The organism is Solibacillus sp. FSL K6-1523 (genome assembly GCF_038005225.1).
Classification (GTDB): Bacteria; Bacillota; Bacilli; order Bacillales_A; family Planococcaceae; genus Solibacillus.
Map to the genome: position 1 here is coordinate 3,895,042 of NZ_JBBOSU010000001.1, position 13,203 is coordinate 3,908,244.

The window sequence follows — 13,203 nt, forward strand, 5'->3', positions numbered from 1 at the left end:
TTGTAAGTAAAGTTAGAAATCTCCATTCCCTTTAAACTTTTTCCTTTAGAAAAAGGTGATTATATCCCCTCCCCTTTCTTGTCATTAAATTTGCCAACTACTGGTCGAACATTTAAAATAGGATAGACGTAAAGTGATACGTAATCAACCGTATATTCTGCTTGTCTGAAACAAATTATAGTTTTGCACTAGTCAACCTCTTCCTCGCTTTTCATCCTGTAAAAGTTTTTTCTTCGATGTAGGAACAATTAATAATGCCTCTTTTATCAGCATTTATATAAGAGCGATTTCGCTTATTTATTGAATAAAGATTTTCGGTTGTTTGTTGGTCGATATGTAAACCTGTCAATTTCCCCCTTATTTCTATGATATAAGTACGGGGTTTTTCGGTAGGAAAATTAATAATGAGGTGAGACGATGAAATTATTTAAAAAAATCGCGTTTATAACGCTAATTGCTTCTCTTTTGTTAGTTGGATGTAATTCTTCTAAAGGGAATCAATCAAAGGATGAAAAAAGTAAGGATGAACTTGTGTTGGCTTTTGACTCTGAGCCAGCAGCTGGATTTGATCCAACAACAGGTTGGGGGCGTTATGGATCACCTTTATTTCAAAGTACGCTTCTCAAAAGAAATGACGAACTGAGTATCGTCAATGATCTTGCGACGAACTATGAAGTAAGTGAAGATGGTAAGGTTTGGACAGTGAAATTACGTGAAGATGTAAAATTTTCTGATGGTGAACCATTAACAGCACATGATGTTGTATTTACATTTGAAACCGCTACAAACAATGGATCAGTTGTAGATCTTAATGGCATGGAAAAGGTCGAAGCTGTGGATAACTACACGGTGAAATTTTCATTAAAAGAACCACAATCTACATTTGTCAATTCTTTAGTTGCAACAGGTATTGTCCCTCAACATGCTTATAGTGCTGACTATGCAGAAAAGCCTATAGGTTCAGGACCATTCCAACTTGTGCAATGGGACAAGGGACAGCAACTAATTATACAACCTAATCCAGAATACTATGATAAACAATCGGCTTTCAAAAAAATTACGTTCTTATTTTTAAACGAGGATGCTGCATTTGCTGCCGCACAAGCAGGCACGGTTGATCTTGCGTATATTCCAGCAGCATTTAGTAATCTAAAAGTACCTGGGTTGAAATTAGAATCCGTACAAACAGTAGATAATCGCGGAATTGTCTTTCCGTTTGTAAAATCTGGTGGTGTAACAAAAGATGGCTTACCTATCGGAAATGATGTAACCGCTGATCCAGCAATTCGACATGCTATTAATATGGGTGTAGATCGACAAGCCTTAGTGGATGGCGTATTAGAGGGGCACGGTACCCCAGCTTATACGTCGGTCGATGGCTTACCTTGGTGGAATCCAGATACAGTCATTCAGGATGCTGATTTAGAAGGTGCAAAGAAGCTATTAAAAGAAGCGGGATGGAAAGATACAAATGGGGATGGAATTTTGGACAAAGGTTCCTTAAAGGCGGAGTTTACACTTTATTACTTAGCAAATGACGCAATTAGACAATCGCTCGCCATTTCTATTGTAGATATGATGAAACCATTAGGCATTCATATTAAGTTAGAAGGCGGAAGCTGGGATATGATTGCTAAAAAAATGTATTCCAATCCAGTTTTAATGGGCTGGGGAAGTCATGACCCTCATGAAATGTACAATATTTATAGTAGTGAATCTGCTGGTATAGAGTATTACAATACAGGATTTTATCAAAATAAAACGGTCGATGAATATTTCGCCAAAGCGCTCAGTGCTACTAGCGAACAAGATGCCATTGAATTTTGGAAAAAGGCACAGTGGGATGGCACAACTGGTTTAAGTTCAAAAGGTGATGCCGCATGGGCGTGGTTAGTAAATATTGATCACTTGTACTTAGTGAAGGATGAACTTGATATCGGAGATCAAAGAATTCACGTTCACGGGCATGGTTGGCCAGCTACAGATAATATTGTGGAATGGAAATGGGCTAACTAACTGTGCAGAAATTTAATGGTGGGAAACTTGGATTATTTATATTGATGAAAGGTATAAGAATGGTCACGTTATTAGTGGCCATTTGTTTTATTTCCTTTCTCTTAGTAAAAAACTCTCCGATTGATCCAATTCAAGCGTATATTGGTGCAGATATGTTAAAGGTAGGTCCTGAACAACGGGAAAAGATAGCCGAGTACTGGGGATTGAATGAGCCCGTTATGGTGCAATTTATGAACTGGGGTTCAGCTGTACTTACAGGTGATTTAGGAACTTCAATGATTTACCGACGACCGGTAATTGAAGTGATTGGCGAACGGTTTTTTAATTCCTTAGCGCTCATGTTATCCGCATGGCTATTATCAGGTGTTGTTGGCTTTGTCATGGGTATTGTAGCTGCGATGAAAAAAGGTACGTGGATTGACCGCATCATCAAGTGGTACTGCTTTACATTAGCTTCTACCCCTACTTTTTGGATGGGGCTCCTTGTTCTAATGGTTTTTGCCGTATGGCTAGGATGGTTCCCTATTGGAATGGGTGTTCCTGCTGGGGTGCTTGCAGAAGATGTTACCTTGTTAGATCGAATTCAACATCTTATTTTACCGGTACTGACGCTCAGTATATTAGGTGTTGCGAATGTAGCGCTACACACACGCCAAAAACTGATTGATGTTATGGCAAGTGATTATGTGTTATTTGCTAGAGCAAGAGGCGAAAAGGGTTTTGTGTTATTTTGGCGACATGGATTACGCAATGTTGCGTTACCTGCGATCACATTACAATTCGCTGCTTTTAGTGAATTGTTTGGCGGCGCAGTACTGGCTGAGCAAGTATTTTCTTATCCAGGTTTAGGACAAGCAACTGTAGAGGCAGGGCTTAGAGGGGACGTCCCTCTTTTATTAGGGCTCGTAATATTTAGTACGATATTTGTTTTTGTTGGTAATTTATTAGCGGATTTAAGTTATCGCGTATTAGATCCACGGACTAGAGAGGTGAGGAAATGATGATTAAGAAATTTCCTCTAAATAGAAAGCAACGAACACTCGTTAAAATAATCATTTCGATTATTTTCTTAGTTACCGTTATATTGGCTGGTGTTCTACTGGATGAAGAACGAATTGTAACGAATTTAAGTGAACGAAATTCCGCGCCATCGTTAGATCATCTTTTTGGTACGGATTGGTTAGGGCGAGATATGTTTACAAGAACCGTGATGGGGCTTTCTTTAAGTATTGGTGTCGGATTGATTGGAGCAATTGGCAGTGCTTCAATTGCTTTACTACTAGGTATGGCTGCAGCAACGATGGGCAAAATGGCAGACCGAATTATTTCGTGGATTATTGACCTATTTCTAAGTGTGCCACATTTAGTGACCCTTATTCTTATTGCTTTTACACTTGGTGGAGGATTTAAAGGCATTGTTATCGGACTTACGCTAACGCATTGGCCAAGCCTTGCACGAGTTATTCGGGCAGAGGTCATGCAAATTCGTTCGGCTGAATTTGTTCAAGTGTCGCAGAAGATGGGGAAATCTAGATGGTGGATTGCTGTTCATCATATTCTTCCGCATATCGTTCCGCAACTGCTAATCGGTTTTATGTTACTTTTCCCTCATGTCATTTTACATGAAGCAGCCGTGACATTTTTAGGTTTAGGTTTATCACCACATGAGCCAGCAATCGGTATTATTTTATCGGAATCAATGAAATATTTATCCTCAGGTATGTGGTGGCTGGCCTTCTTCCCAGGGCTTTGTTTGTTAATCGTGGTGAGAACATTTGACCAGATTGGGGAAAATTTACGCGTGCTCATGGATCCTACTAGAAATCATGATTAGTCACGAATACTATTAGGAGGTGAACGAATGTCTATTCTTGAAGTAGAAAATTTATCTGTATCTTTTAAACAATATACAGATGGATTTAAAGAAATGAATCATAAAGTGATATCAAGTTTAAGTGTCGCGATCGAAGCTGGTGAAATTCTAGCGGTTGTTGGTGCGAGTGGATCTGGGAAAAGTTTGCTTGCACATGCCATTCTTGGAATTCTCCCTAGCAACGCAAGTATAAGTGGCTCCATCAAGTATAAAGGTGAGGAACTAACAGCAGCTCGTTTAGCTACATTAAGAGGTAAGGAACTGGCGCTTGTACCACAATCCGTCAACTTTTTAGACCCACTAATGCGTGTAGGGAGCCAAGTTCGTACCGCTGCAAATAGCGAAGATACTGTAGCAGCGCAACGCAAAGTTTTTGAACGTTATCATCTTGGCAAAGAAGTGGAAAGGATGTATCCATTTCAACTTTCAGGTGGTATGGCGAGAAGGACGCTTTTATCAACCGCTATGGTAAGTGGCGCGAAAGTAATTATTGCGGATGAACCGACGCCAGGACTCGATCCGGTAGTCATTAAAGAAGCATTAAATAACTTTCGGGAATTTGCTGATAATGGATGCGCGGTCATGTTAATCACGCATGATATTGAGTCAGCTCTTCAAATTGCAGATAAAATCGCTGTATTTTATGCCGGAACGACGGTAGAAATCGCTTCTGTAAAAGACTTTTTAGGAAAAGGAGAAGCGATACGACATCCTTATACGAAGGCATTATGGAGAGCATTACCTCAAAATGAATTTGTCCCAATTCCCGGTTCGCAACCACATCCAAGCTCATTGCCACCAGGTTGTTTGTTTGCACCTCGTTGTGAAATGGCAACGCCTGAATGTCAGCAAGCACCACCTGAGATGCGAGAACTAAGAGATGGAATGGTGAGGTGTATTCATGCAACTTGAAGCAAAGGACATTGGTTTCCGTTACGGGGATGGACCATGGTTATTCCAAGGTGTTAATATTACGCTACAACCCGGTGAAATTGTTGGGATTACTGGTCCAAGTGGGCGTGGAAAAACGACATTTTGCCGAATATTAGCAGGTTTTGAGTCACCGATTGAAGGCGCCGTGCATGTTAATGGTACTCCGTTACCGAAAAATGGCTATCATCCTGTTCAAATGGTTCTTCAGCATCCTGAAAAAGCGATTAATCCAAAATGGAAAATGCATAAAATTCTTAACGAAGGATATCAACCAGATCAGGAATTATTAGACTTATTAGGAATTGAGCAAGAATGGTTAACTCGTTGGCCACACGAGTTATCTGGGGGCGAATTACAGCGCTTTTGTGTCGCTAGAGCATTAGGACCGAATACGCGTTTTTTAATTGCTGATGAAATGACGACAATGCTCGATGCAAACACACAAGCGCAAATTTGGCATGCCATTATGGAAATCGCCAAAAAGAGAGAAATGGGTGTACTTGTTATCACACATGAATCGAAGCTTATGCAAAGACTTTGTCATCGTGTGATCGATTTCAATCAATTCGATTAAAAAAGGAGGCTTCTTTAATTAGAGGCCTCCTTTTTATCGTATTTAGTTTTCTTCTTTACTACTTGGTTCTTGTTCTGCTACCTTTTCATGAATTTCAGATTCTATCGCCGTTATAATATCCTCTTCATGCTTTTGATGAGGTTGCGGATGGAACCACTGAATTTCTCCCTCATGGACAAATCCTTTGTACTCATCACCTTGCACTTGCAAAGTAAATTGCTGGCGCTCATGAATCCGGTCTTCGAATGCCGGTTTTAGTTCAAGGTCTTTAATCTCTTTTGAAATGCCGTGTTGTCTCATCGTTAATTGAATCATTGCTTCTATTGAATCTACTTTGCTTTCATCGATTAATTGTTTCGGATGAGGATGGAGCCATAAAATCTCATCTTCATGAAAATGCCCCTTGAACTCATTTCCTTCAACTTTAAACGTAAATGCAAGTCGTTCATGAACACGGTCCTCAAACACGGTTTCAACTTCAAAATCTTCAAGTTTGGGTTTTGCATTATTATTATCAGGCATACGTTTTCCCCTCTCATGAAAGTTTCTATATCAATTAAGCCTTGGCGTTCTTAGACAGTGTTCCACTAATCAGCCAGGATTTGAACTCATATTAAAACAAGTTTAATATTTTCGTAAAGAATTTGGTGTGCGATTTAACCATTTTTCACTAATCAATTTATGGCAATTATTTAAAATGCGCTCGATGACTTGGGTAGAGTTTGCAAGAATACGTATGCTAAAACCTGATACTGCTAGCTTCGATATACCCGCTTTAAACTCTGCTTGTTCCTGTTGAATCACTTCGTACAATTCATCAATAAGCGCATTATTTGTATATTCACTAACTACAAGCATCGAACCTAAATGCGTATATCCTTCCATAAATCCTAATCCCGACACTGATTGTTGTTTCGGTACTAACTTAATATGGTCGAACACACCAATTTGTCCGTCTACATAAATCTCGCTAACTAACTGAATCGTATCATAACTAAATTTCCCACCACTTGGCGACCACCCAGGTGTCAAAATATCCGTTGAGAGAAACGTCGCACCACGATCCATATGCACTATATTTTTTTGCTTGTAATGTGCATTTTCATAAGCAATGAGAGGATCTGGTAGGTATTCTAAATAACTGTCTTTTTTTAAATGAATGGTTGTTTCTTGATAGGCATGGCTTTTTGGTGTTTTATATACTTTTGTTGCAGATTGCGTAGTTAATGTAACTTTCGCCCCTTCATCTGCAGTGAACTCCAGTTTGTATCGATCTCCATCTAAATAACCACCACCGGGATTTAGAAGATAATAGCAAACTTGCCCAGAATCGTCCAAGTAAATCGGTCGCATCACTTTGAGTGCGCCTTGAAAATAAACTCTTTTAGCGACCGTCTTTCCTTTTCGATCTTCAAGGTCCAGAGATAATGAGCCAGTCCAATTATTCATATTAATCTAATCCTTTTAATAAAGCGTGCTGCTTAATCCATTCAATTACTTCAGGAAGACCATCATCATTTTTTAAGTTTGTAAATACGAAAGGTTTATTACCGCGGAATACTTTCGTATCCTCTGCCATTACTTCAAGGCTCGCACCAACATAAGGAGCAAGATCTGTCTTATTAATGATAAATAAGTCAGACTTAATCATCCCTTGTCCACCTTTACGAGGAATTTTTTCCCCTTGCGCAACGTCGATAATATAAATAGAAAAATCAACTAGCTCCGGACTAAATGTAGCCGCAAGATTATCTCCGCCACTCTCTACAAAGATTAGCTCCACATCAGGATGACGCTCAACTAATTCATCAATTGCAGCAAAGTTCATAGAAGCATCTTCACGAATAGCAGTGTGAGGGCAACCACCTGTTTCAACACCAATAATTCGGTCCTCAGGCAGAACACCATTCTGTATTAAAAACTTTGCATCTTCTTTTGTATAAATATCATTTGTAACAACTGCCATTTTGATTTCATCTTGAAGATGGCGAGTTAATTTTTCTACGAGCATTGTTTTACCTGCTCCAACAGGTCCTCCAACACCAATTCTTATTGGTTCCATTAGAACACGTCCTTTACATTTCTTTAACTAAATTCAGCAGAAGTCCCCTACATCTATAAGTTGGGGGTGAATTCCGAATTTGCAATTCTATTCAGTGGGGATTCACCCCTAGCTGAATTAAGTTAAGCCCCAGCGGATGTCACAGATTTTTTAGGGGAGTTTTTCGAGCGAGCTCGAAAAAAAATCTGGACGCAATTACGCCAAGGCGTAATTGATTGATTTACGACATAAATATTCGAATATTTACACGTTCATGTTGCATTTGTGACAGCTCAATTCCTGGTGATACAATACCGAAATCCTCTTTCGATAGTTGCATAATTTTGTCTACTGCCGCGTTTAATTCTGGTATGAAATTATGCGTAATTTTTTGTCCAGCTGTTTGTCCAAGAGGAATCGCACGAACTGCATTTTGAATTTGACTAGAAATAGAAGAATACAAATAGTAGCGGATTGTATCCTGTTTTTCTACCGCAAGCCCATGAGCTACTATTGTAAATACGATAGCTGGATGACCAAATGCATTCTTTTTCTTAATTTCCGCTCTGTATTGCGTGAGAATCGGTAGCTCGTATAGTGATTCAGTAAGTTTTAACATACGATCACCAATCATTTGAGTCCCTTCTCGCGTCTCTCGCGGCAAGTTTTGGACCGTTAATAAGCGATCCAAGTGCCATATTTGTTCAATATCGCCTTCCGTAAGTGCTTCATAAACAAGGCGAGAAGCTAGCCCATCTGTATAGATGAGCTGCTCATGTAAATAAACTTTAAGCCATTGAAAAAATGACTCTTGATCATGTACTTTATCTTCCTGTATATAGCTCTCCAAGCCAAAAGAATGGCTGAAAGCGCCTGTAGGAAGGTTCGAGTCGCATAGTTGAAACAAAGAGAGAATGTTATTAGTCATGACTATGGCCTATATGACGGAAGGCTTGTTTCACTTTTCGATCTTCTCGTTTATATGGAATTTCCATTTGTTGCAGTAATTCTTCAACTAAATAGTCATACTGAACTAACATATCATTGTCCTCAAATTGCGCAGGAAGATGGCGGTTACCTAATTGGTGAGCGATTGTCCCCATTTCCTTAATGTCTCTAGGACTGATTACAATTAAATCATCTGAAAGTACATCAACGACGATCATATTTTTTTCATCCATGTATAAAACATCGCCTGCAACAAGATCTTTATGCTCTTTTAAGCGAATGCCCAGTTCATTACCGTGATCTGTTTTAACACGTTGAATTCGCTTCATTAAATGGGCGCTTTCCAAATAAACTTTTTCCATATGGCGTTTTTTTATTTCATTTGAATTCATTTGTTCAATGTTTGTGACAATTTTCTCTATTATCAATATATTCACCTCAGAATAGGAAGTAACGCTGCCCCATAGGTACCGTATCAACCGGGTCACATGTCAGCAACTCTCCATTTACTTTTACTTCGTATGTTTGCGGATCAACCGTAATATTAGGCGTTTCAGCATTTAATTTCATATCTTTTTTCGTAAGTGTTCGAATGCCACCAACTGGTAAAACTGTCTTTTGAAGTCCCAATTTTTCATGGACACCTGCATCATATGCTGCTTGAGAAATGAATGTAACAGAACTTTTCGCCAATGCTTTCCCAAATTGAGCGTACATTGGACGATAAATATAAGGCTGTGGTGTTGGGATAGATGCATTGCCATCACCCATCAACCCAGTAACTGCAAGACCATTTTTTAGGACCATTTCTGGCTTCACACCGAAGAACTTCGGATTCCAAAGAACTAAATCGGCCATTTTTCCAACTTCAATAGAGCCTACATATTTCGAAATACCGTGCGTAATAGCTGGGTTAATCGTGTATTTAGCAACATAGCGCTTAGCTCGGTTGTTGTCAGCATATTGACTATCCCCTTCTAATGGCCCTCTTTGTTTCTTCATTTTATCGGCAACTTGCCATGTGCGTAACGTGACTTCCCCTACACGACCCATTGCTTGGGAATCGGAGCTCACCATACTAAATACACCCATGTCATGAAGGATATCTTCCGCAGCAATTGTTTCTCTTCTAATTCGAGAATCAGCAAAAGCGATGTCTTCCGGTACAGAAGGATTTAAATGATGGCAAACCATAACCATATCAAGGTGTTCATCAATTGTATTTACTGTATAAGGAAGCGTTGGATTCGTTGATGATGGTAAAATGTTCGAGTAACCCGCTGATTTGATTAGATCAGGTGCATGTCCTCCGCCCGCTCCTTCAGTATGGTACATATGAAGAACGCGATCTTTTACTGCTGCCATCGTATTTTCCATAAAGCCGCTTTCATTTAATGTATCTGCGTGTAATGCCACCTGAATATCGTATTCATCTGCAACTTGTAATGCATAGTCAAGAGATGAACCAGTAGCTCCCCAATCTTCATGGACTTTTAAACCGATGACACCTGCTTTTACTTGCTCGATTAAAGGTTCAACAGATGCGGCATGTCCTTTACCTGTAAAACCAATATTAATCGGAAGACCTTCAGCCGCTTCTAACATGCGGTGAATATTCCACTCACCCGGTGTAACAGTAGTAGCCTTAGAACCTGCTGCAGGACCTGTTCCACCACCGATTAATGTTGTTGTACCAGCTGTTAGTGCTACTTGTACTTGTTCTGGATTAATAAAGTGAACATGTGTATCGATTGCTCCAGCAGTTACAATTAGGCCTTCACCAGCAATGATTTCTGTTGATGTACCAATAATGAAATCTACATTATCTGTAATTAATGGATTACCGCCTTTACCAATGCCAAAAATCTTGCCATCGCGAAGGGCTAAATCGGCTTTACAAATGCCTGTATAATCTAAAATAATGACGTTTGTTATAACTGTATCAGGTACACCATCTTCACGTGTTGCAAGTGGATGTTGCCCCATACCATCACGAATAACTTTCCCGCCACCAAAGACTACCTCTTCTCCATATGAAGTGTAATCTTTTTCTATTTGAATAAATAACTCTGTATCTGCAAGGCGGACAGAGTCACCTGTTGTTGGTCCGTACATTTCAGCGTATTGCTTTCGGGACATTCTAAAACTCATACTTCATCCCCACTTTCTAATTTACCGTCGACTTTATTGTTGAATCCATAAATACGACGTTCTCCAGCAAAATCAATTAGCTGTATTTCTTTTTCATCTCCTGGTTCAAAACGAACAGCTGCTCCGGCTGGTACATTTAAACGCTTACCGTAAGCTTCTTTTCTATCAAATTGGAGTGCATCATTTACTTCATAAAAATGAAAATGTGATCCTACCTGGATTGGGCGGTCACCTGTATTTGTAACTGAGATAGTAGAAACAACACTACCCTCGTTACAAATAATGTCTTCTTCTTTTAAAATATATTCACCTGGTAACACTTAGCGATCCCTCCTATTTATCGTATTGGGCTATGAACCGTCACCAATTTCGTCCCATCTGGGAAAGTAGCTTCAACCTGAATATCATTAATCATTGCAGGTATACCTTCCATCACATCATCTTGCGTCAAAATAGAAGCTCCATATTCCATTAGTTCGGCAACAGTTTTTCCGTCCCTTGCCCCTTCCATTACCTCATATGTGATGAGGGCGACAGCTTCTGGATGGTTTAACTTTAATCCTCTGTCTTTCCGGCGTCTTGCAAGGTCTGCTGCAACCACTATCATTAGCTTATCAATTTCTCGCGGCAATAAATGCATAGTTCGTTCCTCCTACTAAATTTCAAAATAAAATTCTTTACATTTGGAAGAAAGGGGGTTTTATTTACCGAAACAAATAAATTAACCTTTACTTATCCTCTCTAAAAGCCCAATACTTTAACCTTCCTATAGAATTTTAACACAAGTATAAATGAAGGAAAAGTTTAACGCAATGTACAGAATTTTGATATTAAAGCTTTTATTATAGTCAAGAAGTTACATATAATCCTCCACTAATTTTCCATTTTTAAACTGTCAAAAATCTACTTACACATGTATGAAATCCACTTGTTATATACAACTTTTACTATGGTCCTTTTTAGTCATTTTTATAAAATAATAAAAATCCCTTGAAAATCCCCTACAAAGCTAGCATGCCCACTGTTACATGTTTATAGTATTAACTCATCCAAATTTGTTAAGAATAACAAAAGAGGAGGTGTGACACTATGGCTCAAGAAATTCTTTGTGAAGTGAATAACTGTACGCATTGGGGTACAGGTAACAAATGCACAGCAGAGGCTATTTATGTTGTTAGTCAAAAAGGAGACTCTGCATCCAATAGCGAAGAAACAGATTGTAAAACATTTACTCCAACAGAGCACTAACCTTCTTAGGGTAATCATAATTATGGTTACCCTTTTTTAGCATTTTAGTAACAAAGGAATTTTGATAAAGAAGTTATTTTAAGTACAAAACATTTCAGAACATTAACTGCAATACAAAAAAACTGTGCTGAATCGTCCAATGAAAATTGGTTTTTCGGCACAGCTATGTTTTTTCTCACATAGTGAAAAGTATTTTTTTGAGCTCGCTCACTAGGGATGTTAGCCTAAGTTCGTCGCGTCCATGCGACAACGGCTAACTGACCTGCATCACGCAGACCTCCTTAAAAATCTGTGACATCCACCGGGGCCTTAACTTGATTTTGCTGAATCAAGTTAAATCTTCATCCTTTAATGCCAATAAGATAGCAAATCCAATCCACACAATCGTAATATCCATTGCCGTCTCTTTGCCATTCCAAATTTGAGATTGCCACATTGCAAACCATTCGCTACCAATTACGATAAAGCCTAAATACCAAATCGCAAAGCCAAGCATAAATGCATAAAATCCAAATGATTTAGCTCGGTTAAATTGACTTCCCGTTGCTCGAATATTTTTTAACATATGATATACACCGATGAAAGCAAGTAAACTAAAAGTCCCCTCTGCTATAATTAATCCCCAATAGGCAATCGTATATAGAGTCGAGCTTTCAATCGCACGCCACATTAAGGCATTTCCTTCAAAAGTTGTATCCATTGATAGTACATGATGCACAAATTCATAATTTGAATTATAATCCATTAAATTTCCCGCGAATACAAATAGCCCAAAGAGCCCCGCAAGTAATAGTACAACTATTTTTAACAATCTCAACGCAATCGTATTCATATAATACCACCTTCCGTAATGATTTTTTACCGATGTAAGCTATCCAAATTTCAGATTTCCAAAGATCCTTAAAATTCTCCGCAAAACTCTTCTTGAAAAATTGCTTAGCTTTTTTAATCCTTTCATTAGTTTTACCTTTAATGCTTAGGATTTAAACCAATAAAAAAAAGAACGAACTCCATCATTGGGAACTCGCTCTTTTTCATAATGCTATTTATTTTAAGTACTTTATTGTAATCGCCAATGCGCCCCATCGTTTTTCTTGTTCAGGTGTATAAATTTCATAGGTTCCTTCTACCATTTCCTTCATAGACCAACCTTCACAATCAAAATCTTGAAACAGAATATTTTCATACATCTCTTCAAATGTATCGTACTTCCTCAAATTTATAACGTGTACTTGTAATGCTTCATTTTGTTCAGGTACTTTTATGAATTCAATTGTATCCCCTATTTTAATTGCTCTCCTCTTCTCATCGTTTAAACGTACCTCAACCGTCTTTTTGCCTTCTTTAATTGCGTTAAAATATTCTCCGTATAGCCCCATTTGATGTACGATTACATTCCCCAACTCCCTACATTATGTA

Annotated in this window: 16 protein-coding genes; 6 read left to right on the plus strand and 10 right to left on the minus strand. The window is 38.7% G+C overall.

Features of this window, described 5'->3' with window-relative positions; all coding sequences use genetic code 11:
- Window positions 1-417 precede the first annotated feature (417 nt).
- Genes MHI10_RS18795 through MHI10_RS18815 form a run of 5 tightly spaced genes read left to right on the plus strand, consistent with a single transcriptional unit; the run spans window position 418 to window position 5,396 of the window.
- Entirely contained in the window at window positions 418-2,016 is a 1,599-nt protein-coding gene (locus tag MHI10_RS18795) for an ABC transporter substrate-binding protein (protein ID WP_340788153.1), read from the plus strand.
- 59 nt (window positions 2,017-2,075) lie between these two features.
- On the plus strand, window positions 2,076-3,017 hold the full coding sequence (locus MHI10_RS18800) for an ABC transporter permease (RefSeq protein ID WP_340789289.1): 942 nt from the start codon (window positions 2,076-2,078) through the stop codon (window positions 3,015-3,017).
- The gene (locus MHI10_RS18805) at window positions 3,017-3,850 is read left to right on the plus strand and encodes an ABC transporter permease (protein ID WP_340788154.1); all 834 of its coding nucleotides are present in this window, start codon (window positions 3,017-3,019) and stop codon (window positions 3,848-3,850) included. Before MHI10_RS18800 ends, MHI10_RS18805 begins: the two co-directional genes overlap by 1 nt.
- 27 nt (window positions 3,851-3,877) lie before the next feature.
- The gene (locus MHI10_RS18810; protein ID WP_340788155.1) at window positions 3,878-4,801 is read left to right on the plus strand and encodes an ABC transporter ATP-binding protein; all 924 of its coding nucleotides are present in this window, start codon (window positions 3,878-3,880) and stop codon (window positions 4,799-4,801) included.
- The gene (locus MHI10_RS18815; RefSeq protein ID WP_340788158.1) at window positions 4,791-5,396 is read left to right on the plus strand and encodes an ABC transporter ATP-binding protein; all 606 of its coding nucleotides are present in this window, start codon (window positions 4,791-4,793) and stop codon (window positions 5,394-5,396) included. Before MHI10_RS18810 ends, MHI10_RS18815 begins: the two co-directional genes overlap by 11 nt.
- A 42-nt stretch (window positions 5,397-5,438) precedes the next feature.
- Here the strand turns inward: MHI10_RS18815 and MHI10_RS18820 are convergent, their stop codons facing one another.
- The 8 genes from MHI10_RS18820 to MHI10_RS18855 all read right to left on the minus strand — a co-directional run bounded on the left by MHI10_RS18820 (window position 5,439) and on the right by MHI10_RS18855 (window position 11,176).
- A complete protein-coding gene (locus MHI10_RS18820) occupies window positions 5,439-5,918 on the minus strand; it encodes a hypothetical protein (protein ID WP_340788160.1) in 480 nt (159 codons plus the stop codon).
- Between the two features lie 102 nt (window positions 5,919-6,020).
- Entirely contained in the window at window positions 6,021-6,845 is an 825-nt protein-coding gene (locus MHI10_RS18825) for an urease accessory protein UreD (protein ID WP_340788161.1), read from the minus strand.
- 1 nt (window position 6,846) lies between these two features.
- Window positions 6,847-7,458: an urease accessory protein UreG gene (gene ureG, locus MHI10_RS18830; RefSeq protein ID WP_057984751.1), complete on the minus strand. Its 612-nt coding sequence runs from the start codon at window positions 7,456-7,458 to the stop codon at window positions 6,847-6,849.
- Window positions 7,459-7,678: 220 nt separating this feature from the next.
- Entirely contained in the window at window positions 7,679-8,365 is a 687-nt protein-coding gene (locus MHI10_RS18835) for an urease accessory protein UreF (protein WP_340788167.1), read from the minus strand.
- The gene (ureE, locus tag MHI10_RS18840) at window positions 8,358-8,813 is read right to left on the minus strand and encodes an urease accessory protein UreE (RefSeq protein ID WP_340788168.1); all 456 of its coding nucleotides are present in this window, start codon (window positions 8,811-8,813) and stop codon (window positions 8,358-8,360) included. The genes MHI10_RS18835 and ureE overlap by 8 nt, the downstream gene beginning before the upstream one ends.
- A 10-nt stretch (window positions 8,814-8,823) precedes the next feature.
- Window positions 8,824-10,536 carry an urease subunit alpha gene (ureC, locus tag MHI10_RS18845; protein WP_340788170.1) on the minus strand — a complete coding sequence of 571 codons (1,713 nt, stop codon included), beginning with the start codon at window positions 10,534-10,536 and terminating at the stop codon, window positions 8,824-8,826.
- Entirely contained in the window at window positions 10,533-10,856 is a 324-nt protein-coding gene (gene ureB / locus MHI10_RS18850; protein WP_340788171.1) for an urease subunit beta, read from the minus strand. Before ureB ends, ureC begins: the two co-directional genes overlap by 4 nt.
- Before the next feature lie 17 nt (window positions 10,857-10,873).
- Window positions 10,874-11,176, minus strand: coding sequence for an urease subunit gamma (locus MHI10_RS18855; protein WP_340788174.1), 303 nt, complete (start codon window positions 11,174-11,176; stop codon window positions 10,874-10,876).
- Window positions 11,177-11,625: 449 nt separating this feature from the next.
- Between MHI10_RS18855 and MHI10_RS18860 the strand changes: the two genes are divergently transcribed.
- Window positions 11,626-11,784 (plus strand): DUF1540 domain-containing protein, encoded by a 159-nt coding sequence (locus MHI10_RS18860; RefSeq protein ID WP_340788176.1) that lies wholly within the window; start codon window positions 11,626-11,628, stop codon window positions 11,782-11,784.
- 328 nt (window positions 11,785-12,112) lie between these two features.
- Here the strand turns inward: MHI10_RS18860 and MHI10_RS18865 are convergent, their stop codons facing one another.
- Together MHI10_RS18865 and MHI10_RS18870 are read right to left on the minus strand one after the other, a co-directional pair.
- Window positions 12,113-12,616, minus strand: coding sequence for a DUF2165 family protein (locus tag MHI10_RS18865; protein ID WP_340788178.1), 504 nt, complete (start codon window positions 12,614-12,616; stop codon window positions 12,113-12,115).
- A 214-nt stretch (window positions 12,617-12,830) separates the two neighbouring features.
- Window positions 12,831-13,187 carry an ASCH domain-containing protein gene (locus tag MHI10_RS18870; protein ID WP_340788181.1) on the minus strand — a complete coding sequence of 119 codons (357 nt, stop codon included), beginning with the start codon at window positions 13,185-13,187 and terminating at the stop codon, window positions 12,831-12,833.
- Window positions 13,188-13,203: the final 16 nt, after the last annotated feature.